Source organism: Paenibacillus sp. J22P15, from assembly GCF_056269345.1.
This window is the reverse complement of record NZ_JBWDNT010000021.1, coordinates 1-23,678: the sequence shown is the minus strand read 5'-3', so window position 1 is coordinate 23,678 and position 23,678 is coordinate 1. Positions and strand designations below refer to the sequence as shown.

Annotated in this window: 16 protein-coding genes; 4 read left to right on the top strand and 12 right to left on the bottom strand. The window is 42.0% G+C overall.

Annotated features, from left to right (window positions below):
- Nucleotides 1-100: 100 nt before the first annotated feature.
- The 4 genes from AC0YN6_RS25860 to AC0YN6_RS25845 form a co-directional block, all read right to left on the bottom strand.
- A complete protein-coding gene (locus AC0YN6_RS25860; protein WP_475750544.1) occupies nucleotides 101-1,948 on the bottom strand; it encodes a hypothetical protein in 1,848 nt (615 codons plus the stop codon).
- Nucleotides 1,949-2,021: 73 nt separating this feature from the next.
- A complete protein-coding gene (locus AC0YN6_RS25855; protein WP_475750542.1) occupies nucleotides 2,022-3,521 on the bottom strand; it encodes an ABC transporter substrate-binding protein in 1,500 nt (499 codons plus the stop codon).
- Between the two features lie 73 nt (nucleotides 3,522-3,594).
- A complete protein-coding gene (locus tag AC0YN6_RS25850; protein WP_475750541.1) occupies nucleotides 3,595-4,488 on the bottom strand; it encodes a carbohydrate ABC transporter permease in 894 nt (297 codons plus the stop codon).
- Between the two features lie 20 nt (nucleotides 4,489-4,508).
- Nucleotides 4,509-5,432 (bottom strand): ABC transporter permease, encoded by a 924-nt coding sequence (locus tag AC0YN6_RS25845; RefSeq protein ID WP_475750539.1) that lies wholly within the window; start codon nucleotides 5,430-5,432, stop codon nucleotides 4,509-4,511.
- Nucleotides 5,433-5,630: 198 nt separating this feature from the next.
- Here AC0YN6_RS25845 and AC0YN6_RS25840 point away from each other — a divergent pair, with 198 nt between their 5' ends.
- Nucleotides 5,631-8,009: an AraC family transcriptional regulator gene (locus AC0YN6_RS25840; protein ID WP_475750537.1), complete on the top strand. Its 2,379-nt coding sequence runs from the start codon at nucleotides 5,631-5,633 to the stop codon at nucleotides 8,007-8,009.
- Between the two features lie 367 nt (nucleotides 8,010-8,376).
- Here the strand turns inward: AC0YN6_RS25840 and AC0YN6_RS25835 are convergent, their stop codons facing one another.
- The 5 genes from AC0YN6_RS25835 to AC0YN6_RS25815 form a co-directional block, all read right to left on the bottom strand.
- Nucleotides 8,377-9,048 carry a hypothetical protein gene (locus AC0YN6_RS25835; RefSeq protein WP_475750535.1) on the bottom strand — a complete coding sequence of 224 codons (672 nt, stop codon included), beginning with the start codon at nucleotides 9,046-9,048 and terminating at the stop codon, nucleotides 8,377-8,379.
- Nucleotides 9,045-9,920 (bottom strand): amidohydrolase family protein, encoded by an 876-nt coding sequence (locus AC0YN6_RS25830; protein ID WP_475750533.1) that lies wholly within the window; start codon nucleotides 9,918-9,920, stop codon nucleotides 9,045-9,047. Before AC0YN6_RS25830 ends, AC0YN6_RS25835 begins: the two co-directional genes overlap by 4 nt.
- 53 nt (nucleotides 9,921-9,973) lie before the next feature.
- Nucleotides 9,974-11,119, bottom strand: a complete 1,146-nt coding sequence (locus tag AC0YN6_RS25825) for a glycoside hydrolase family 88 protein (protein WP_475750532.1) — start codon at nucleotides 11,117-11,119, stop codon at nucleotides 9,974-9,976.
- Between the two features lie 14 nt (nucleotides 11,120-11,133).
- The gene (locus AC0YN6_RS25820) at nucleotides 11,134-12,039 is read right to left on the bottom strand and encodes an aldo/keto reductase (protein WP_475750530.1); all 906 of its coding nucleotides are present in this window, start codon (nucleotides 12,037-12,039) and stop codon (nucleotides 11,134-11,136) included.
- A gap of 139 nt (nucleotides 12,040-12,178) precedes the next feature.
- Nucleotides 12,179-13,030: a helix-turn-helix transcriptional regulator gene (locus AC0YN6_RS25815; RefSeq protein ID WP_475750528.1), complete on the bottom strand. Its 852-nt coding sequence runs from the start codon at nucleotides 13,028-13,030 to the stop codon at nucleotides 12,179-12,181.
- 164 nt (nucleotides 13,031-13,194) lie between these two features.
- Between AC0YN6_RS25815 and AC0YN6_RS25810 the strand changes: the two genes are divergently transcribed.
- From AC0YN6_RS25810 to AC0YN6_RS25800, 3 genes are all read left to right on the top strand, one after another.
- Nucleotides 13,195-14,016 (top strand): phytanoyl-CoA dioxygenase family protein, encoded by an 822-nt coding sequence (locus tag AC0YN6_RS25810; protein ID WP_475750526.1) that lies wholly within the window; start codon nucleotides 13,195-13,197, stop codon nucleotides 14,014-14,016.
- Between the two features lie 184 nt (nucleotides 14,017-14,200).
- A complete protein-coding gene (locus AC0YN6_RS25805; RefSeq protein ID WP_475750524.1) occupies nucleotides 14,201-15,079 on the top strand; it encodes a helix-turn-helix domain-containing protein in 879 nt (292 codons plus the stop codon).
- Between the two features lie 180 nt (nucleotides 15,080-15,259).
- Complete coding sequence (locus tag AC0YN6_RS25800; RefSeq protein ID WP_475750523.1) at nucleotides 15,260-15,811, top strand: GbsR/MarR family transcriptional regulator; 552 nt, start codon at nucleotides 15,260-15,262, stop codon at nucleotides 15,809-15,811.
- Nucleotides 15,812-16,110: 299 nt separating this feature from the next.
- Here the strand turns inward: AC0YN6_RS25800 and AC0YN6_RS25795 are convergent, their stop codons facing one another.
- The 3 genes from AC0YN6_RS25795 to AC0YN6_RS25785 all read right to left on the bottom strand — a co-directional run.
- Nucleotides 16,111-20,664, bottom strand: a complete 4,554-nt coding sequence (locus tag AC0YN6_RS25795; protein ID WP_475750616.1) for a galactose-binding domain-containing protein — start codon at nucleotides 20,662-20,664, stop codon at nucleotides 16,111-16,113.
- Between the two features lie 679 nt (nucleotides 20,665-21,343).
- Nucleotides 21,344-22,423 (bottom strand): HupE/UreJ family protein, encoded by a 1,080-nt coding sequence (locus AC0YN6_RS25790; RefSeq protein WP_475750522.1) that lies wholly within the window; start codon nucleotides 22,421-22,423, stop codon nucleotides 21,344-21,346.
- Nucleotides 22,424-22,520: 97 nt separating this feature from the next.
- Nucleotides 22,521-23,678, bottom strand: a 1,158-nt coding sequence (locus tag AC0YN6_RS25785) for an S-layer homology domain-containing protein (RefSeq protein ID WP_475750520.1), incomplete at its 5' end; no start/stop codon positions are given.

Sequence of the window (23,678 nt, the reverse complement as noted above, 5' to 3'; positions counted from 1 at the left end):
ATTCCTTTACTACTTTCCTCCCTTCTTCGAAAACCGAGCTATTTATGCGATAGGAAGTCCGCAATCAAGGTCTCACGGACTAACCTGTGCCGCCGCAAAATTACATTTCAAAGAGAAACTCGGACATCATCTCCCGTTCCACCTGCGTGCGATTCAACACGATTCGGTAAAACAGATTTCCTTTTTTATAATGTGAATCTATCAAAATGTGCTCGATCTCCAATTGCCAATGCTGCGGTTCGTAGACCAAGGTCACAGTATTCATCTGTATTCGCCCGAAATCAATCTCCAAAGGCAGGACTGAGCTTATGAAAATCTCTTGATAAGATTCAGGAGTTGTTTTAAATAGAGCTTTATCCTTAATAACCAACTGCGGCGTCTTGTCGACTGGACGATTCCATATAAATTCACGAGTAAGGAGTTCCAATGATGAACATGCATAAGCTTTCGTTAAATCCATGACAAGTTGAATATGATCAATCGATATTTGGCTGGATAAAATTTCAGAATGATATGATTTCCCAAAGCCTTGTCTACAACCATCTACAATCGGAACCGAATGTCCATGAGATCCTGCATTGATCATCTCGTACCGATAGCTGGGCTGGAAATATTGCTTGGTATAGAGTCCAATTCCTAGATCCGCCAATATGTTCTTACCATCGACATGTAAAATAAAATGCCCCAGATCATTATGATTGTGCGGCTCTTCATTATGTCCGCCTTTAACAGCAAAAGCAGTGACTCCACCACTCGCATCTCTCACTTTGGAAATTACCCATTGATTCCCCGTGAAAATTCGCTCTTGAACTCGCTCTATGTTATCCGTTGATAACAACGATTCCGTGCTTGATGATGCCCAAAGCATTCGCCTTGTAGAATCCAACCAATTTCCAGTAACCGGTTCAAATTGATACTCCTTAGAAGGAAGCTGTAGGGATGGTACATACTGCTGCAATCGATGAATAAGTCCTGTATTGAACACTACTTCGTCAGGTGAATCGGAGAAATTGACGACCTTGCCTCCCGTTAACATGCAAAATTGCGGAAATTGTGTGATTCGTTCAACTTTCTTATCCGTAAGGAGAGAGATTTGCCCACAAGTACGTTCTTTCAACAATTCTGCGAAATAGACAAAGTAAGAAAATCCAAATTGCCAATAGGCCGGTCCTTCCGGTGTCGCACCTTGTTCGTCAAAGCCTGAGAAGAAATTCCTCAGAACCCCAATCACACGCCATAGCATTCCTGCCAGCTTCTCACTATCTTCGATCATATAGATAGCCGTTGCTCCTATACTGGCAGAGCAAACTGCCGGCCAATTGTTTGTTTTCAATTCCCAGTTTTGCGGAGTGGGATCCTGGAAATAGACTTGAAATATACGCTTATCGATCTCCTCCTTCACACGATGAACCACCCATGGATGCAATCTATCCTTGAGCAAATGCACCGTTTCCGCTAATGTGAATGCGGTTATACCAGACAAAAGGTCTACTGTTTCACGAGGGGGGGTTGGTTGATCCCAGATGCCGTTCGGATAATCATTGTGGTAGAGTCCGACATGCGCTGGTAAGACCCACGTATATTCGTTACATACATTCCAGATGGCATTCTCAAGTCCTGACTTCCATTCTTGCTTATTCTCAGTCATCGCAAGCATGCTGAACGCATGGATTCCCGCATACAAGTGATCTCGCTGTGTCTGAAATATTGCTCTGTCTCCTGTATCACCAAATAAAGTAAACTCCGAAAAAAGCGGTGATCGGACAGGGTTTTCTATCAAATCTGCTGCTTGCTTCTCCAGAGAACGCCAGAAATCCGAGTAGTTAACATCCTCCCTGATTTGTCTCCAATTATCAGAAGCATTTGCTTCTGCATAAAGTGTACAGTGTTGATGCTGCGTCTCCTCCAACGCATTCTTGAGCTGCCTAAATGTTAATTGCTGAAGCATTTCAATCATCCTTCCCTGAGAAAAGTAATGGGGAACCACATCATGCTGGATCCCCATTTATCTTATTCAAAGCTTATTTTTGTATCTGTCTCCATTCGTCAACTTGCTTTTGAAGCTCAGTCAACACTTTATCGTGACCCGCTGCTTTTCGTTTATCCATCATCGCCTTCATGGTTTTGTCCACATCATCAAGTCCGTTTACGAGAATAGGCGAATACTCGGCTGTAATTGCATTTAATTGAGCGACTTCATTTTCAACATTTTTACGGTCAAATGTGAATGAGATCGCAGGGTCAATGGCAGAAGAATCATTCAGCTTCTTTGTTTGCTCCCAAACGTCATCTACTTGCCCTGGTACGACAAAGCTATTAAGTTCGTTGCCAAATAACCAGCCAGGTACAGAATACGAATCAGCTATGACTTCAATACGATTATCTGAAACCTTCGTGTAATCCTGCCCCGCGATACCGAATTTGAGCAAGTTGAACAACTCTTTATTCGTATCAATTAAATTAATTAGCATCATCGCACGTTCTGGGTTTTTCGATGTCGCGCTAACCGCATTCAACGTACTGGTAACAGCCGATTTACTGATAACAGATGGGCCTGTTGAAACATTAACAACATCAAACCCATATGATGTTTTTTGCTCGGCATCTACTCCTGGTTTTTGACGGCTATATCGACTGAATACTTTTCCTGCCTTAATTAAAGATAGCTCATCCTTAATCGTGGCAACATCCTGCGGGAAGAAGCCCTTCTCATACCATTCTCTCATTTGCTTAAACTGGTTTGTCATCTGCTCAGGTTGGAAATAAACTTTCCATGTTTGTGTATCAAGTGCAAATCCAAAACCAGGTGATCCCTCAAGCTGCGGTGCATACTCCATAAACGAACCTGGAATACCTGCTCTAATTGCAGAAACATCTGGCTCACCATCTTTAATCGTCTGGAACATTGAATCCAGATCATTCAGCGACTTCACATTGCTAACATCGAGATTATACTTATCGACAAGATCCTTCTTAAACCATATACCAGGTTGATCCCCCATAATTTGGTTGTTTGGAATACCGTACGTTTTACCACTCACCTTAACCGCATCCCAAACCTCTTTCTTAAACATGTTTTGCAAATCAGGGTAATTCGCCAGCATGTCGTCTAAAGCAATATAGGCACCTTTACTTACATTGTTAAAATAGTTATTCGTCCAGCTTGCAGTGAAAGAGATATCATATTCTTCTCCTGAAGACATGACTAGCTGCATCTTTTTCTCGTAATCGCCTGGATTGATAAATTTGAATTCTAGCGTTGCATTAATTTTGTCATTGATAATTTCATTCGCCTTTTCCATAACCGAAGCCATGTTTTTCGGCTCAGCGCTTCGAAGATACCAAACTAACTTTACTGGTTTTAACTCATCCGCTTCTTGGGTCGCTTCTGGTTGCGTGTTGGTTGTGTTGGTACTGGTATTGTTCGGAGTATCTGTCTTTGACGAACAACCTGCTAATAGCATCCCCACTGTCATAATTACAGTTAAAGCCACGCTCATACTGCGTTTTCTTCTTTCCATGTACAACCCTCCATGATTATATGTTTATCTTAAAACTAGCATTTGAAATGCTAGTCTTAATTCGTATTCAGGGCTAACCTTTTACAGCGCCCACTGTCAATCCTTTGGCAAAGTACTTTTGAAAGAATGGAAAAACAACCAGCATCGGTAATATCGCTAATATACACATGGCCATTCTAGTTGATTCTGTAGGCAGATCAGCTAGCATTGTTGCATCTACTTGCCCGCCGCTTGTCATATTTCTCAATATCTCTTGAATATTGCTCATCATGACCTGCAGTAAGTATTGCAGTGGATATAAGGACTGATTATCGATGAATAGAAGCGCATTGAACCATGAGTTCCAGTAGACGAGCAGCTGCATTAGACCAATTGTTGCCAAGACTGGCGTAGATAGTGGAATAATCATTGTAATGTAGATTCTCATTTCACCTGCACCATCGATTTTGGCCGATTCCACTAAAGAGTCTGGCAGTTGCTTGAAGAAAGTTCGCATCAGAAACATATACCAGATATTGCCGAGCAAAGGAAGAATCAATGCCGCATACGTATTTTGCACATGGAAAAACTTCGTCATTAGTATATAGAAGGGAACAATCCCTCCACTAAATAGTGTTGTAAAAAACAAGTAGAACGTAATGAAGCTGCTGTATTTAAAACTTGACCTCGACAAGGCATATGCGCACATAGAGATCATCAATACAGACAATAGCGTACCGACTACTGACGTGAGTATCGTAACTTTGTATGCATTTACAATGGTTAAGGGATTATCGAATATATAGCGGTAAGCTTGAAAATCAATCTTAATCGGAATTAAGCGGTAACCAAAGCTTGAGATATCTTGTTCGTTGGATAATGAAATCGCCAAAATGGACCATAACGGAACAAGAAACAATGCAGATACAGCGATGAAAAACAAATGAAGCGGCAGCATAGACAACCGGTATGACCTAATACGAGCCATTTCCTCTCCTCCCCTTTTATCTAAAATAATGAATTGTCAGCATTTACTTTACGTACCAAGGCATTCGCTCCGAGAACGAGCAGTAATCCTAGAACAGATTTCGTCAATCCAGCTGCACTAGACATCCCAATATTTCCAGAATCAATTAATGCTCTGAATATATAAGTGTCCACAACGTCGGTTGAGCTGAGTATGGTCGGCGAATTCATAGGAAGCTGGTAGAACAAGCCGAAGTCGGCTGTAAAGATATGTCCTATTGCTAAGATTGTTAAGATCGTCATAAGCGGATACAAAAAAGGTATGGAGATTTTAGTGAGAATCTGCCACTTGTTCGCTCCATCCATTTTGGCTGCCTCATAATAAGTAGGATCAATGCCTAAGAGCCCTGCATAATAAATGATGGCGCTGATCCCTATCTCTTTCCACATATTAGCTAGCGGCATGATGTAGATCCAGGGACTCGACATATTGTACCAATCTACTGTTCCTAGTCCCAGATCAGCTAACCATTGATTTAACATCCCGGATCTTGGATTTAAAAAAGCATAGGCCATGTAGGCGACCACTACCCATGATAAGAAATGAGGATAGAACATGACCGACTGATAAACTTTGAGCAGCTTCTTACTCGATATTTCGTACAATAGTAAGGCTACTAAGACTGATACCAGCAAATTAAGAACAATAAACGTTGAATTATATCCTAACGTGTTACGAACAATTCGCCAGAGATCAGGAGACTCAAATAAAAACTTAAAGTTGCTTAAGCCCACCCAGTCACTGCCTAGAATACCCTTGTTGAACTGGTACCTTTTGAAAGCAACGATCGCGCCAAACATAGGTACATAACAGAAAATAAATACGTAAATAACGAGCGGTAAAGTCAGAGCAAGTAAAACTTTGTTTTTGCCAAAATCCTTTCGCCATTCTCTGAGCTGCATCATTCGAATCATCCTCCTTCTGGCATTCATCGTAACGCATAAAGTTTCCATTAAGAAAGATACAAAAACCAAGAAATGGTTTAAATATAAGGTTTAAATTATGTGAATGAGTTCAATCTGGACAAAACCAATTCCAAATGCATTGCCTTTACACTATAATAAACAGTATTCAGTGAGGTTATTGTATGAAGGGAGCGCCGCATGAAAAAGAGGTTTTTTCCTACTAGTCAGCTTTATTTCTATAGCATGTTTACTAAAATTACTTTCTTGCTTACTTTAATCATGTTCGCACTCATTTTGTTTCTACACTTCAACTTTACAAGCTTCAGTATCGGACTTATCAATTCGTCGAATCAGAAATTGATGAACCAGATTTATCAAAACGCGCTGCAAATTAATAACTCTGTAAGAACCTATACAACCGCTATTTTTAATAACCCCAATACAGCTAAATTAATGCTAAGTGAAGACATTTCTGTTGTTGATGAACTTAACAGCATTAATTCTATTGATACCGCTTTAGGAAGTGCGCCATTTATTTATTCTGCCTACGTATACAACGGAAAAACGAATACTTACTATGCGATTGGACCGAATACGGTCATTCGGAAAGATCAATTTTACGATTCGGAACTCGTTCAAATGTTTAAGGATCCGAAGAGTATACTGTCTTACACAACTTTTCCTAGGAAAATTCCAGTTTCAGAATTGAATCCACAGAAATTTGAGAACGTATTTTCTTACATACTGCCTGAATATTTTCCCGATAGACAGTTAAAAAATGCGCTGGTCATTAATGTACGAATGGATTGGATTTTCAATTCGCTGGCTTCCTATCAAGAATCTGATTCCTTAGACGGTAATAATATTTTAATCATGGATCATAAGGGGAACGTCATTGCGAATTCTAGTCAAGAAAAAGACTTATTCTTAAGCAGCTTATCGGGCGAACCTTTGGTTTCGCACATATTAAACTCACCCAATAAATCAGGCGTGTTCACAGAAGATTATAGAGGCACTTCATCCATCATTACTTACATTTCTTACGAAACTTCGCCTTGGATTTTGGTTAACATTACGCCTTACAAATATATTGCTGGAACCGTTAGTAAAGTGAAAGCGATTACAGTAACCATTGGAATGGCTATGCTCATTATCTGCCTCATCATGGGCTTTTTACTCTCGAAAAATCTCTACAACCCTGTGCGAAATCTTAGAATGACAATTGGTCGTCTAAATAAAAATCTGACACCGAACCTTGACCATAACAATGAATTCGAATACATCACGGATTCCATTCAGAGCACCCATTATCATCTGACATCTCTAGAAGATTTTCGAAAAACAAATCTTTTCACATTGAAACAAAATTATTTGAAAGATCTCCTCTTGAGTAGAAATATGAAAGAAGTGGACTATGAAACGTTTTTCAAACAGCACAATGTTAACTTTGATCCAAAAAATAGTATCGCAATTATTCTGTTCAAAATAGATCATTATGCAGCCTTTCATGCTAATTACAGCTCCAAAGATCAATCCTTATTGAAATACTCGCTTCTAAATATTGCAAACGAAATCGTGCATCCAGCTTACCAATGCGAATCTATTGATGCGGGAAGTGATCAAGTTGTTACTTTATTAAACATAGAGATAAACATCGAGGACGAACGAGATTCCATAACTCATATGGAGCATCTGAAGAGCTTGGTACAAGAGATTCAGAGTGTGTATGCCCAATACTGCGCCATAAGCGTTTCAGCATTTATTAGCGAGCCCGTAGCCTCGATTATGAGCGTTCGCGCCTTATATGAGAAAACACTTGATCTATCTCATTATCGTATTAAATACGGACATTCGTGCCTTCTAACACAACAATCTATGAATAAAACGAAGTGGCCTGATTTCAATATCAATACCGCTTCTGTACATCATTTCCTAGACTGTATTCAGAAAGCAAAATTAGAAGAGGCTAAAACTGCCTATTGGAATCTGATTCAGGAACTGAGCGACTGCAGTTACAATATCATCATGTTTACGTTATCTCATTTGTCCTCAAGCATATTTAATATGGTGAACCTTATGGAGAAGAATGGAACCGTCTCCTTTGGTCTTGACTTCGTTTCTTTTGACAATAAATTCAAATCCCTTGAAGTATTCGATCAAATTAATACAGAGTTCATTGCACTAGTAGGGGAGATTGTATGCAAAATTGAACAAAACCGAAACGAAAAATCGGACATTGTCGTTTCCAACGCAATGCGGTTCATTGAAACGCACTATATGGACAATTCCTTATCCTCGAGTGTAGTAGCCGATCAATTTAAATTAACTTCTGCTTATTTAGGCAAACTGTTCCGTGAATATTCTTCTCGATCGATCGCCGAATACATATCTGAAATCCGTCTCGTTAAAGCATCGGAAATGCTCAAGCAATCATCATTGAATGTAGATGAGATTATCGACAAAATTGGCTGGGAAAATAAAAAACATTTCTTCACCTTGTTTAAAAAACGTTTTGGAACAACCCCTACAGAATATCGACTTAAGTCCAAAGTAAGCGATATTCAGGAAATTTCTTAGTAAACACTTATCCTTATATCGGATTCATTAGTCACTAAAAAGGGGCTGTCCCAAAAGGGGTAAACTTTTTAAGTTATTACGATTGCGTCGCATTGAACTATCACGAAAACGGCCATGCGGGTCTAAGCCCGCATGGCCGTTTTTGGATTTTTATCGATCGCTAATTTCTTTAGCAGATTGTAGGCAAGGAAAGCCAAGGTTCAACCAAACGGAGCAGGTCGAATGATTCTGGAGAAGCGCCAGCGGTCGCCTTTGTTCGCGGATTCCTTCCTCGGCCAATTCATTCCAGGAATCCGCGAACAACAGCGATCGGAAGAACGTTCGACTGCCTAGTGAATTTGGGAACCACATTTGTTCTGAATAAAAATCACATAATTCGCTCCATTTTACGCCACAACTGAAGCTCCTCTGGTACGTCTTCCCATGGCTCGAAATGAGGATGCATGACCTCATGCCAGTTGTTCGGAGAATTGCTTGTTGTCAGCAAGCCTTGATGTTTGCTTGTGCTGACTCTAGCAGGCAACTCATGATAAGAGAATAAGAACCTTCCGAGAGAGCCGATCATATACGTTTGATTAAAGCTCCCCGGTAATTCCTCCTGCCTCTGATAATGATAAAAGATATAGCTCGATACCATCTCCGGTTTCAATTTGGCAATTGAGCCTATACGCTCGGTGATCGGAATGCTGCTGGAACAAGAATCGGTGTCTTCGGGCACCCCGTCATGGAAGACATCGATCATTGGGAGCGAAAGCCTGTATAACGCCCTTTGAGGACAGCGATCCTGCTGAGGTTCTAGCGGCCATTTTTCCAGGCAATGTTCGAGAGTCGTCGGCCAATCCCAAACTGGCATGCTCGAAATATCTTCTACCTCTGCATATGTACAAACATATAGCTCGCAGGAGAACACGGAAACATGCGATAGCCCCATCGCTTCCCATCTTTTAAGCAGTGTGCTTGCATTTTCCTTAACGCTTTGCTGGAATTCTCTCTCCATTCCTTTGCGAATTTGAGAGTAATAGAGAAGTCTTTGTATCATGCATCGTTATCCCCTCTGCCAAAATAAAAGGCCTTGGCATTGTAACTACGAACGCTTGCACGCTCCTTTTCGTTCCAATTGTCAGGAAGCAGCCGCTCGAATAATTGTAGAACATCGTTGTAGGTGCCAGCCATCAATGCTACCGGCCAATCACTCCCAAACATAATTCGTTTAGGGCCAAATCGATCCGCAGTATGACGAATGTAAGGCTCAAGAAGCTCGTGATTCATACCGCCTATGGGTGTAATCATGCCTGACCATTTGCAATACACATTTGGGAAACCGGAAAGCTCATCCATATACGCCGACCAAGGCTCTAATTCACCGTCACGAATAGGCGGTGCACCTAGATGGTTAATAACGGCCTTTAAGTGAGGTACGTACCTCAGGATATTAATTACTGCAGGCATGTTATCAGATCCGATAAGTAGGTCGATTGTAAAATTATCCTTCTCCAACAGACGAAGATGCTCGATCATACGATGCGGCACTTCTTCTTTGCACCGCTCGAAGACGGAGCGGTCCAACCTAATCCCAACGAATTGCGGGTTGTTACGGAATTTACTATATTCGTCAACGAATGAATCTGCGAACAGATCCAACCAACCTACGACACCGAGGATACGCTGATCATAACATGCCAGTTCAAGCAGAAATTCCGTTTCAGCTGCGGTCGGTGCCGCCTGTACGGCAATAAATCCATGTATGATGTCGGCAGCAGCTGACATATCCGAAGGTAAATAATTTTGGTAAAGAACTGGATTGCTAGGCTTAAGCCAATGATAATCACCACGCTCTAGCTTCCAGAAATGGACATGGCTATCGAGATACGAAACTTCATCTCCAGTAAATGATTGATGATTAGAAGTCATGGATTACATTCTCCTCATAATTACTCCCTATACTTATCATTGGATGCTGCCTCCTACCAGAATGTATCTTGTATGCCGCGCAGCTTACAGACCGCTTCAGCGAAGAAATAGTCTCCATAGATGATTGGCACATTAACATACGTTTCCTTCGGCCTATTGGCCGTCCCCATTGTTAGAATAGCTTCCTCACTTAAATCATCCCAAGCCGTATATTTATCATTTAATTTGTAAATTAGCTTCTCGGCTGCACGGCGATATAATGCTGACTCACCCTCAGGTACCAACAAACTCAACTCCAGCATTCCACTTGCTGCACAGGCTGAAGCGCTAGAGTCCATAGCCATCCCTTCTTCCCATGGAGCACGGAAATCCCAAGGCGGCAAACCGTCATCAGGAACATTCGCGATAAAAAAATGTGCTGCGCGTTTAGCTGCATCGAGATATCTTTCATCTCCTGTATAGCGTGCGCTAAGCGCCATGCCGTATAACGCCCACGCGGTTCCGCGTGACCATGCCGAGTCCGGCGAGTAGCCTTGTCCGCCCAGTGCTTCTTGCCTCTCTCCGGTCTCTGGATCAAAACAGATAATATGGTGTGACGACCCATCCGGACGAAGAAATTCACGTAAAGTCGTATCCGCATGAAGGGCAGCCACATGCCGAAACCGAGGATCACCTGACTCCTCACTTGCCCAATAAAGCAGCGGAAGATTCATCATGCAGTCAATAATCGCCCAGCCAACCCGCTCTGGTTGGTTCCAAGCACGAATAAACCGGCCTCTCGCATTGAAGCGCCCCACCAGATGACTCGCTGCCGTCATGGCCCGCCGTTTCGAGCTTTCGCACCCAAGTAGCTTGTACTGTGCCACGGAAGATAAGCTCCACATAAACCCTACGTCATGATGAAGCGCGTAAAAGTCGATAAGCACGGTATCCATCTGTGCTTCGATCTGAGCAGCTGTTTCTTTGAGCTGTTCATCCTTAATCTCTCGATAAACCATCCACATCAGACCAGGCCAGAATCCATTGGTCCACCAATCCGTTTCTTCTCTATTATATTTTCCGTTATCCGAGATATATGGAAAATCAGCACCGATTGAGTGATTCATTCGTTTCACTTTTCCAATTATTTTATGCCAAACTTCATCTACCCACTGCGTACTCGATGCATCCGCTCCAACGCTTGCGTCTACCTTAGACATTCTTAAACATCCCCTTACCATGCTAATGGCTGCCCTGGAAATAAAGAAAGCAACCTATCCATCAGATCTTGAGGCAAGCCAACACCGTCGCAATAGCTGGCATTAAGAGCTAGTGAGCGTAACGAAGTCGTTCCAGTTAATGTAACTGTAATGTCTGGGCTAGAGAGGCTGAACCGCATCGCAGGTTCAACCAAGCCTTTGGGTTCCGTTTTCCGAAGGAAGGCTAACTCCTTCATTCGACGCTCTGCTTCATGAATAAGAGGCGAATCCGTCTTTAAAAATGGCGCCGGAGCCTCTGCAAGAAGCCCCATGCCGAGTACGCTTCCGTTAATAACGGATACGCCATGTTTACGGGCAGTCGGCAGAAGCTCATCCATGGCAGAATAATCGATGAGCATATAACGATTGAACGTCTGCACCGAGTCGATATGTCCTGACCGAATAAAGGGCAGCAGCAGACTAGGATTAAAGGCATTAACTCCAATGGCTCGGACCTTCCCTTGCTCCTTCAATTTAAGAAAAGCGGGGATCGTTTCGTTCATTCCCATTTCCATGTTCGTCTCGACAAGTTCGTGCATTTGAATGAGATCCAAATAATCCGTACCAAGGCGCTTAAGACTTTCCTCCACAGAACGAATCGTATTATCGTACGTATACGGTACACCGCGCATAACGGCTTTACTGGCAAGGAATACTTTCTCCCTTTGGTCTCGCAGCGCCTTCCCAATTCGTCGTTCGCTTTCTCCTTTACCATATAACGGAGCTGTATCAATAAAGTTTATACCGAGTTCTAAAGCACGATCTATCACTTCTATTACTTGCTCATCTGTGACCGGACCATAATCCCCGCCAAGCGGAGCGCCCCCAAGACCTAGTTTCGAAACCCGAATTCCCGTTTTGCCAAACGTCGTATACTCCACTACATTCACATCCTCATTGTTTCGTTTTTAGTAACGGATACTATGATTGTAGTTCATTAGGACTCAATTTAGTTTTGCTTGATGGCACCAAAATGTTGTTATTTTGCACAAATCGGAAGTTAGAATCGAAGTCTCTTCTTCAAAAAATTAGCTTACTCGGTTTCAAGTGATGGCGGTAGGCTGAAGGTGCTGCATTGTAATGAACTTTAAAAAGCTTACTGAAATGATAAACGTCCGTGAACCCAAGCGTATCGGCGATCTCTGATACGGATAATGGGGTTTCTGTTAGCAACGTCGCAGCTCGTTCCAGCCGCAATCGGGTAATGCTTTCTTTTAAAGAATAGCCGGTATTCAATTTGAAAAGATGGCTGATATAACGAGAGTTCAAGGCAAACGTCTCTGCTAGTTCGTTATAGTCAATTCGTTGGTCGATTCGGTCTCTCACATAGTTCGTTACACTCTGAATAATTTTCTGTTGACGAAGCTTGGCTTCACTCCATTCCTCCTGAGAAGCATGTGCTTTATATAGGAGAAGAAGAACATGCTTCATTAAGGAATGGAACTCCTCCTCCATCCAAACATCCTTCCTATCAAGAATGCTCAATAGTTGATTTAAGTGCTGCTCGAATGCAAAGGAATCCTGAACACGAGTAAACCTCGAAGGCAGATCTTCGGAATGAAAAGCTTGCTGGGTAAGAGAATGGGTTACGCTAAAATGATGGTAGATAACGTTTAGCCGATCTTCGGGATTTTGTGTCGCATGTATACGATCCATCGGACGGGTTAGGAAACACGTTCCTTTGTTTATAGAAAAGCATTCGTCGTTAACATTCATTGAGCCCGTGCCTGAAATGACGTACCAAAGATCCCAATCCTGTGGAAGGAGACGAGGATTCCAAGACCAACCCGGCTCACACTTAACTTTTCCCGAGTTATAACTACACTTGATCAACGCGTGTTGGAGAAAATCGGTCGGCGGTTGAATATCCATTTTTCACGCTCCATTTCATATTCATGCTTTGCGTCACAATTGATTTCAAGCAAATTCACTATGTATTTATATACAAATCCTTTATAACTAGAGATATTTGGTTTCGAAATACTAAATGGTATATTTGAAATGTAAAAAGTTCATATAAGGAGTCGATATAAGCTATGAAATGGCAGACAGACGAAGAGATTTCTAAGTTCATGTACAAGTATGATCAGATATACACGCCTATTCAAAACGTTCATCAATTTTCGAATGAACAGGTAGTTGAGTACAAAGATACAGGTTTTTTCTCAATTGATCCTCTATTTAGCTCTAAGGAAGTTATGGAAGCTGCCGATGGACTTATGAACTTATTGTTGAAAGATGTGAAAGGAGCTAAATTACAATTTGCAAAACCGCAAGATCAACTGCATACGGACTTGGATAGAGAGCTAGCCATTCGAAAGATATATGATTTCATAGATGAAGAATCCTTGTATGCAATTGCTTATCACCCCACTTTATTAGGGGTCTTAGAGAAAGTACTAGGTGAAAAGCCAGTGCTTGTTCAGCACATGGCATTAATGAAACCGCCACATGGAGGCGGTGAAAAGCCATGGCATCAGGATATGGCCTATGGTCCTCTCGCTTTTAACAAGTCAGTAATAGGAGTATGGATTGCTTTAGATGAGGCAACGATAGACAACGGATGTATGCACATCATTCCAGGCTCTCAGAAGGAAGGATTCATTCCACATTACGCCGAGAGGGATTGGCAGATCTGTGACAGCAGTGTGCAGGTAGATAAAGATGTCGCGGTGCCCTTGTCCCCTGGAGGTACGTTGTTTTTCCATGGACTGGTCCATCATGGCACGCCATCCAATCAGTCCCAGAAGGGACGCCGCGCATTGCAATTTCATTATGCTCCTGAATCAGCTTTGAAGATGTCCTCACAGGAATACAAACGTGCCTTCACCAATGAAATGACAGATGCGCAATGCTAAATTATTATAATTAAACATAAGAGAGAGCAATTACTAACTCACATGTGAAATAGTTGTTCTCTTTCTATTATATTAAATCAATAGGTTTCAAAGTTACACTGTGTTGAATAGAATTGTTGTTTTCTTAGCATGATTCATTGGGGCATGTTACACTATTCTGAGTTGATCATCAGGAGGCATACATATGATGAAATTCTTTGAAGATGTAGCATTACATGAAATTCCCTATCGCTTTAGCTATCGCAAGATAACGACCGACAATTACAAAGGATTTTACCATTTTCATCAAGGAATGGAGTTTTTATATGTGCATCAAGGCGCCGGACAAATTGTTATAAATCGCAAAGTATATGCCATTCAATCTGGCGCCTTCCTCTATCTGCAGCCGTATCAACTACATCACATTCAAGTTGAGGTTCATCCAGATACCCCATTTGAACGAACAATCATCTCCTTTGAGCCCTCTATATTTGAATCCTATTTCAGTTCATTCCCACACTTGAATGCTTATTTTCATTATTTGTGGAAAAATGAACTCGAAGAGCAAGCACTCTATCAAATTGACAACAATAGCTTTATCAGCCAATTATTTCAGCATCATTATGTTGGTTTTTCTAAGTACCAGCTCGATGCAAAACAGCAGAACTTCGCCTTACTGCTACTGCAGATTTTTCAATTTCTCCTTGCAACAGCATTTGGAAATCCAATTGAGCATGGATTACACCCACAACGACAACTTCGTTATTCTGAAAAAATCATGAATTGGCTTGAAGGACATTATTCAGAAGAAATTTCACTAGATAAGTTAGCGGAAATTTTGCATTTATCCGAATCTTATGTATCCCGTATCTTTAAACAAGAAACAGGTGTTAAATTGATGGATTATATTCTCGCTAGACGAATCCGACAAGCCTGTGTGCTTTTAAGAACTAGCAACAAAGGGATCGAGCAAATCAGCATTGAGGTGGGAATGAACAATTTCCCTTATTTTTGCCAGGCTTTCAAAAAGCTCGTAGGAACGACACCAATGAAATATAGAAAAAAGCTGCAACATCTAGATTAATTAACAAACTACCATGAAGAAATAAATAACTTCATGCGCTTTTTATTCGCTGGATCATAATCATTCCTTTCTCGCATCCGCCATTATTATTTTGTATACTATTAATAGAGGAAAGAAGAATATTAACAATTCTGATGGACGATAAAAGTCAGCAATATGAGCGAGGATGTGAACAATTTTTTGTCTCAAAATGTGGAGAATCAGATAAAGGAACAACGACTGCGCATCAGACAACATGTGATTGAAGCTATTGCTGAATCGATGGATTTGTACGGTGCAACTCATTCGTCGGGGCAATTATACGGGATTATGTTTTTTGAGGATCGCCCAATGACGCTTGAAGAGATGAAGACGCGCATGAATATGAGCAAAAGCAACATGAGCTATGCAGTTCGATCGCTGATGGAGTCCCAAATGGTCTTGAAATTGGAGGAAAAACAGGAACGTAAAGATTTGTATGTGGCAGAGACAAACTTTTTTCTAGCTTTTCAAAACTTCTTTGCTACGAAGCTCCAGCGTGAAGTTGATGGAATGACAGGAGCCATTAACAGTGTTCTTCCCGAACTAACAGAACTCATCCTTGATGAACAGACTCCGGACGAAGAACGGCAGGCCGCCCTTCAAGACTTGCATAAACTCCGACATGGGCTCAAATATTATGAATGGCTAGAGCAATTTATCAACGATCTGAAGCAAGGCGAATATTTTAAACAGCCTTCTCAACATGATTGATCAATATATATAAACATTCCGAAATTTCAAACCTCATTCAGTAACCAATAAAAAAAGAGATGGTGTCGAATGAACGCCATCCCAAATATAGCCGTCATTACCCACCGCCATTTCGCCTTTTGAACAAAAGTACTGTCAAAAGCAACGCCAGTCTATATGCAAGTAGTCTTTTTATCATTGGACAATTCGCCATTTCTGTACTCGTCATAAGTAAAGAGGGGAGAATATAGATCTCCCCTCTCATTTCAATTACCAGCCCATTCTAAATTTCGCTAAAGCAAACATAATTACGGGTTTATTTACTGCAAGATTGCTTTAGCTGCGATTGCAAGGTCTACAATGTCCACCTTGCCGTCTTTATTGACATCCGCTTTCGCATTCCAGCCCACCTGGTCTTGTTGTTTGCCGTAAGCCGCTGCAACAATAGCCAAGTCTCCAATAGAAATTTTTCCATCCCCATTGACATCCGCATTGATTTTCTTGGTGTTAAACACATGAATGGCCGCTTCCAATGCAGCTTTCGCGATATCCACCTGCTGCTGAGTGGCATTCGGATCGTTTGCTGTCGCTTTGGCCTCAGTGATTGCCGACTGCAATTGCGCTTTGGATCCAATCACATACAGACCGTCATCATTTCCTTCCACTGCAGCATTGTGCTTAGCTTGAGCGCTTGTGATCGAAGCATTCAAGAGTGATTTATCCACAGGTATACTAATTTGTACTTCATGGGAGGCTCCGCCGACCTGCAGCTCATTCCCCTCAGCATTGGCAATCTCAACATTGTCGACAGTAATTATCGTTGCCTCCGCTGCAGATTTGGCTGTAAATTTGAAAGTCATCAAATCGCCTTCGGCAAGTACCCCTTGGTTTGCTTCCACGCTGGCAGCAATAAACCGAATTTGCCCCGGCGCTATCTCCCTTTGGTCAATGACTTGGAATCCATCTTTCAGCGATGTAACCGAATCGAATTGCAAATTCGCTGGATCATAGTGCAGCGTCAAATCTTGGGCATACATCGACTGGTAGACGCTTTGCGTAACGTTGCTTAATCCCATCGTTACATCGAATGTTTGGCCAGTGCTCACCTGCTGTAAACCTGTCAATATAGACTGAGGCATTGCTGCCGGCAGCACAGTCACGCTGATGCTAGTTGTCAATGTTACGTTGTTTGGATTTGTCACACCTACAGGCAAGGTTACCGTTCCATTTACCATGAAGGTCTGTTCTATCTTTAGAGATGGATCATAGTTTGCAGCATCTACATTCCATGTCACATTGGCATTCTTACTTCCTCCATCGGTAACCAGTTCCACGGTGGAAGGCAAGCCAAGGGCTGCTGCAGTCTTTTCTGTTCCGTTAGCCAATCCTTGGATGGCTGCGGGCTCTGTTATGCTCGTTAACGTCACAGGTTGAACGACTTCGAATGTCTTGCGATCCACTACCGTATAACCGTCATTGAGCAGAAAGAGCACATCATACATACCTGGGGCCAACCCACTGGTTAAACTCACTCTCCCGTTACCAGAACTTAAATATTTCCAGTTGATCGATACACCGGCACCTGGAGGAACAGCTCCGGTTCTGTAGATGCCGGCCCAATCCTTCCCGTTTGATGCTGCTCCAAAATAGGATAGGGTAATGGCTTCCCCTCTCATGTACTGGGCTTTGTCTAGGATTAAAGATCTTTCTCCAGCTGCAAGAACAGTTACGTTAATGCTTGTTGTCAATGGAACGTTGTTCGGGTTATCAACTCTGAAAGGCAGGGTTACGGTCCCTGGCACCGAGAAGGTCTGCACCGTCTTGATAGCCGGATCGTAGCTAACGCCGCTTAAATCCCAATTCACACTTGTGTCCACATTTCCTCCATCGGTAACCAGTTCCACGGTGGAAGGCAAGCCAAGGGCTGCTGCAGTCTTTTCTGTTCCGTTAGCCAATCCTTGGATGGCCGCGGGTTCTGTTATGCTCGTTAACGTCACAGGTTGAGGTGCGTAGACTTCAACTTCAGCTAAAGACAAATTATTTTTACCGGTTAGCTGAATTTTGACATATCTGCCGACGGCGCCGCCCGCATTGACGGTCGTACTTGGATTCGGCTGCGTTGTCTGATGGTTCGACCAAACGACAGTTTGATTATGGTCCAATAGCAGCACGTTATAGTCACTAAGCCGATTGCCGCAGCAATCCGTTCTGTTGAAAATGTTAATATTGCCCACGTTGTAATTGCCACCCAAGTCTACCATCCACCAAGCCCCTTGCTCACTTTCCGTGTGCGTAACAGAATTCGCAGCATAATTACCATTCGTATTGCCGTCGACTGCACGGTCTGCGACTCCTCCAGATGCAGTTGAGCTTTGAGTTGCCGTCATTCCAGGTAGCTTATTAACAGTTACTCTAATGCTTGATGTCAAAGGCACGTTATTGGGATTTTTCACCCCAGTTGGCAAAGTTACCGTTCCATTGACAGTGAAGGTCTGTGTAGTCTTTACAGCGGGATCATAGTTTGAAGCCTCTACATTCCATGTCACCTCGGCGTACCCAAAACCTTCATCGGTAACCAAGGATACTGTCCCTGGCAATCCAAGGGCATCCGCTGTCTTCGCCGTTCCGATTACTGCCTCTGTTATGTCAGCAGGCGCAGTGATGCTTTCTAAATTACCACTGTTAGTCATAAGGTCCATGTCCTGCGACGAACGGTTATACATGGAATCGTCGGCGAATACCCTGATTAGATATGGAGTAGTCGGCGTCAAACCTGTAAACTTATATTGCCTGTATTCATCGAATGGTTTGTCTAACGGCAGCGAAAGGCTGTTAAACGATTTGTCCACTTTCCCGGTAAGCTTGTTAATAAGCTGAATATTATATTCCAAAACGCGTACATTGTCATTTGCTTGCTTGATTGTAAAAGCAACTTCGTTGTTATTGTAAGAATCGATCTTAATACCCTCATCAAACTGCGGAGCTATGAGTTCTCTTATATCGCTCCTGCTATAGGTAAAGGCCTCTTTGCCTTCACCAACGATTTTTACAGAAGGTATGCCTACATATTCATCTGTAGCTAAATTATACTGTTTGACGATCATTTTTGAACCGTAAACCTCTACGAAATTCACGATGCGAGGTGTGGTTTTATAGTTGATATACGAGCCTTCTATATATCCGCCGTACGGACCTCCATCAATATAACTGGAATAGGAACTCGCACCGCTGTCGAGATATGTAGCCGCACCTTGATAGTGAGAACGTTCGTCGGTCGGGTCGTATTGTGTATGGCCTGACATATATACCACCTGCGAAAAATTATTGTCGGCAATATATTTACCTACAGCATTACTCCCCGAGCTGCTCCATCCCGATCCCCACACGGTTCCGCTTATCGGGTAGTGAGAAGATACAAATATGGGTTTGGTTGGATCGTAATCCGCTTCACTTTTAATTTGGTTGAGGAAATTGGTGGATTTCCCCACCGTATTGGCGTTGTTATAATTTCCGTCAAAACCTACAAAATTATATCCTTTTACCTTTACCCTATAAGAATCGTTAAAGAAATTGTTATCGTATGATTTCGTTGACTCGTTCCACGCACCTGCCGAACCGATAGGTATTAAATTTTGGGAACCGCCCATATCATGGTTGCCTCTTACCATATAAAACTTCGTATTGTCTAACAAACCCTCATTTGTAAGTTTAGTGTGTATGTCTGTCAGGTGTTGCATCCACACATATTCATTAGCATTGTTACCGCCGGTAACGTCGCCAGGAATAAAGATTACATCAGCCTGTGGGAATAGTCTCAGTTCTGTTCTGTAGCCTTTTTCAATTTGTGCTATTTTTGCGGGATTAGAACTGATTTCCGGGTCACTGTCTATAATCATATTTAATCCGGCTGGAGTTAATGTTTTATTGCTTTTTTGATAGATGAATAGGGCGCTGTTTAGTTCACGTTCGTAATAATTGATAGTCTCCTGTGTATATAATTTTACTTTTTGCGTTGTTGCAACCGCAGTTGCCGTATTCAAAACCTTTTTCAAATAATCAAAATCGGTTTCGCTGATGCCGCTGCCAAGACCGTCTGCTACTATTGTATTTGCTTCTGATATAATGTCGTTAAGCGCCTTCATATCTACTTTATTTACACCGTAACTCTTATAATTCGCTTGAACCATATCACTGCTTAATGCGCCTTTCCAAACATTCAGATCAGCGATATCGAATGAATTACCGCCATTTTTGCCCATTCCGTCGCTGCCTATATTTAATGGGTTTGGTGTATCTAAAGTTCCTACCCCCAGCGAAGTTTCAGTCATTTTGTAACCATCAATATACAACGATCCGAGCATTTTCTCTCTGTCTACAACAAATGTCACGTAACGCCAATCCGAAGCATCAAACGTGTTGCGCCCAAAATTTACTGATGTGGTCGGGAATCCTAAATTCATATTGACCGAATTGGCTGATGTATAAATCGCCCAGCCTTCGTTAGAGCTCTTAGTAAAATCCTTGTTTGATAATATGACCTGATTAGTTTTAGTGTCGCCCTTATACCAGAAGGATGTGGTAAAACTGTCATTACCAAACTTCAAGCTATCATTCGTACCGACATAATTGTCGTCTCCGCTTTCTAAGTGCAAAGCTTTGGTCCCGGGTAATACACCGTCTACATAACTATAATTTCCATTAGCTTTCAAATCTTCTTGATTTGCATCGTCCTTTAAATTATTATCGAATTTCATCGATGCAATAAGGGGGTTGGCATTGTCGATTTGGACTACGTCATTATCTGATGTTACTGCGCTGACCGTATTCGATAACATAACGAACATCATCGTTAATACGAGGGTAAAGGATAACATTCTTTTCACTACAGAAAACCTCCATATTTTAATTGTTTTAAGAGTCTGTTCGAAAAGCTCGTAAAATTGAGTAAACGTGAGTTGCAGGCTAGGTGTAATTTCATCGGTATCCTTAGGCATCGAGAAGGTGCCGACTCTCACTAGATTATACTAATCACCCTCAATCCGACGATCACGACGATATCTTCAGCCACGTATCGACATGATCATACAAAGTCTATTGCGATAATAAACGGCCATTTCAATCCGTAAGCACCACCCCCAAAAAAATTGTCTCATCCCTATGGAAAACAATTGCATATCGGAATCGATCGACTCCTCTAACACTTCGGGGATGTTGAGCTTTGGCCTAAAAGCGATCTTCGCATTAGAATACCCTTGCATTTGTGTTCAATTTTTTTTTTACAACATCTATATTTTCAGGATAATTGCCATTTTTCTATTTACGTACAAAATTAATTGTACAATATAACCATTATTAATAGGTTAATTTTGTGTAAAACTATAAAGAAGATTTTGTAAAAAATGAACATCCCTGCAAGTAATTCACTTACCAAACCTGAACCTAAAAATTATTCCAACACATACTGTGAACACGGATCAGATATGATCTCTTCAAATAAAAAAAAGAGCTAGCAAAAATTCCGCTAACTCTGGTGTGGATCAATTCATATCCTAATTACAATCTTTGAATCAACCAATAAAATGCCAGCATAAAAATAAGGATAGACGTTGAAATCATCATTTTACGATACCATGGGAACTTTCGCAGCCAAATTAAGAGGGGCAGTAATAGGCATAAGATCATCAGTTGGCCCGTTTCTACACCTAAATTGAACATCAGGAGAGTGCCAATCATATTGTTCTTTGGAAGTCCCGTTTCGGCCAATGCCCCGGCGAAGCCCATACCGTGAATCAGGCCAAATATGGCTGTCATTACCCAACGCCATTTCGCCTTTTGAACAAAAATATTTTCCACTGCTACATAACAGATCGTCAGGGCAATCAAGGCTTCGATCCAGTACGGGATGACCTTAATGAGGCCCGTCGCCACCATGAACAGTGTAATGCTGTGAGCAATTGTAAAAGCAGTCACAATTTTCAACGCATCCCTGAAGCGAGATGCGATTAATACTAAGGATAACAAAAACAGTAAATGATCAAAACCGATCAAAATGTGTTCGATTCCTAGTACAAAGTATTTCCACAAAACAGCGCCAAGCTTAGGCTGGGGAAGGTCCTGTGCTGGGTCTTGGGGAAGGTTGATCAGAAAATCTTTATTTGTTCTATCAATTACTTCCTGCTGGAAATATTCCCCGTCATGAATCATGAGTACACTTGTAAGAGGAGGCGCATCGTCAAACACCACATTGTAATGAAGATTAAATTGTTCGATTTCTTCATCGGCGGTGAACGTCAGATGAAATTCTATGCCTCTTATGGTACCCTTATTCGCCATGCTCATCGAATCAAATTCCATCGTTAAGGGCTTCGAATCCACATCTATGCGAAGACCTTTCTGTAGAATGGATTCGATTTCTTGCGAGAACTGTTCCTCGTTCACCAGATTATCCAAGTCAGTACCGAATTGTTGAATCAAGTCTCTCTGATCAATAAAAAGATCATAGAGAATCTCGTTCCCTTCAATGTTTAAATCCGAGTAATTCATACTTAGGGAATGCGCAAATGTCGTTGTGGCAGTCCCAAAAAACAATAAGATCATTAAGATGAACATGGACAGAAATGAACGCTGCTTCATAGTGGAACCTCTTCTCATGAAATGCTAGTATTACAATCTGCAATATAGTTAATGCCGTTACGAACGGATATTATGCAACTTGAACATACTGCTCGACTTAATTCAAGCTGTCCAAGAGTGTTTTCACTTCAGGGTTAAGGTTCAATACGTTCAGCACGATCGTAAGCGCCTCTGCGCGTGTGGAGTTGCCCTTCGGATCAAATAAGCCATTGCCCTTGCCGCTGATGATGCCCGCTTTTGCCGCATCCTTGATTTGATTCGCTGCATAAGAGCTTGCGCTTGCTATATCCGCAAAGTTGCCTTTGGAAGCATCTTTGTCCACTTTACTTAAGTCCACAATACGGGATAGAATTATAACCATTTCTTCACGGTTAATCGTTTTGTTCGGCTTGAACGTCCCGTCATTATATCCGGTAATCACTCCTGCACTAGCAAGCTTCTTAATGGCGTCTTTACCCCAGTGGCTGTTAATATCGTTCAGAACTACCGACTGATTGCCGCCACCGTTGATATCGAATACACGAGAAATGATCGCTGCAAATTCGGCGCGTGTAATGCTTCCGTTCGGATGGAACGTTCCATCCCCATACCCTTCGATAAAGTTCAGTTTCACGAACGTACCGATGTTTTTTTCGCCCCAATGACCTTTAATGTCAGCCATTTTAACCTTTATACCAGATTTATTAGCTTCCGCTACTTTGGACGAGATTGTATTAACCAATTTTGTTATATTAACAATACCGCTCTTGAATACAGCAGGTTTCGTAGCTTTTATATTCACCGATTCCTTGCTTTTGCTTGAAACTTCAGTAGTTGCGAGCTGCGAATTCACCATTTTCACGCTGTCCAGTACAATATCGGCCTTACCCTGACTAGCTGCATGAAATGTCAGCGTAGCCAATGTTACATCCCCGTTCTGGCCTGCAGCATTACCTATTTGCGTATGCGCGATTTGAATCTTATTTCCGTTCACAATAGGATTCACGGCAAAGCCGCTGCCTTTGGTAACACCCTTCACAAACTTCAAGCGGCTGGTATCATAGGTTAAATTGAGTTCATATGCGTACAAGTCACTTAATTTCTTTCCGCTCACCGTCACTTGAAAGTCATCGCCTGCGGATATGCTCTTATCCGAAATGGACAGCGAAAAGCTAGGGCCCGAGCTTGCCTGAGTAACGGCTTGGGGAAGTACGAGTACTGTCAAAAGCAACGCCAGACTAAATGCAAGTAGTTTTTTTATCATTGGACAATTCGC

Coding starts and splice junctions, on each gene's coding strand:
- AC0YN6_RS25860 (WP_475750544.1), bottom strand. CDS start 1,948: ATGCTTCAGCAATTAACATTTAGGCAGCTCAAGAATGCGTTGGAGGAG.
- AC0YN6_RS25795 (WP_475750616.1), bottom strand. CDS start 20,664: ATGTTATCCTTTACCCTCGTATTAACGATGATGTTCGTTATGTTATCG.
- AC0YN6_RS25840 (WP_475750537.1), top strand. CDS start 5,631: ATGAAAAAGAGGTTTTTTCCTACTAGTCAGCTTTATTTCTATAGCATG.
- AC0YN6_RS25810 (WP_475750526.1), top strand. CDS start 13,195: ATGAAATGGCAGACAGACGAAGAGATTTCTAAGTTCATGTACAAGTAT.
- AC0YN6_RS25855 (WP_475750542.1), bottom strand. CDS start 3,521: ATGGAAAGAAGAAAACGCAGTATGAGCGTGGCTTTAACTGTAATTATG.
- AC0YN6_RS25815 (WP_475750528.1), bottom strand. CDS start 13,030: ATGGATATTCAACCGCCGACCGATTTTCTCCAACACGCGTTGATCAAG.
- AC0YN6_RS25790 (WP_475750522.1), bottom strand. CDS start 22,423: ATGAAGCAGCGTTCATTTCTGTCCATGTTCATCTTAATGATCTTATTG.
- AC0YN6_RS25805 (WP_475750524.1), top strand. CDS start 14,201: ATGATGAAATTCTTTGAAGATGTAGCATTACATGAAATTCCCTATCGC.
- AC0YN6_RS25825 (WP_475750532.1), bottom strand. CDS start 11,119: ATGTCTAAGGTAGACGCAAGCGTTGGAGCGGATGCATCGAGTACGCAG.
- AC0YN6_RS25845 (WP_475750539.1), bottom strand. CDS start 5,432: ATGATGCAGCTCAGAGAATGGCGAAAGGATTTTGGCAAAAACAAAGTT.
- AC0YN6_RS25830 (WP_475750533.1), bottom strand. CDS start 9,920: ATGACTTCTAATCATCAATCATTTACTGGAGATGAAGTTTCGTATCTC.
- AC0YN6_RS25835 (WP_475750535.1), bottom strand. CDS start 9,048: ATGATACAAAGACTTCTCTATTACTCTCAAATTCGCAAAGGAATGGAG.
- AC0YN6_RS25850 (WP_475750541.1), bottom strand. CDS start 4,488: ATGGCTCGTATTAGGTCATACCGGTTGTCTATGCTGCCGCTTCATTTG.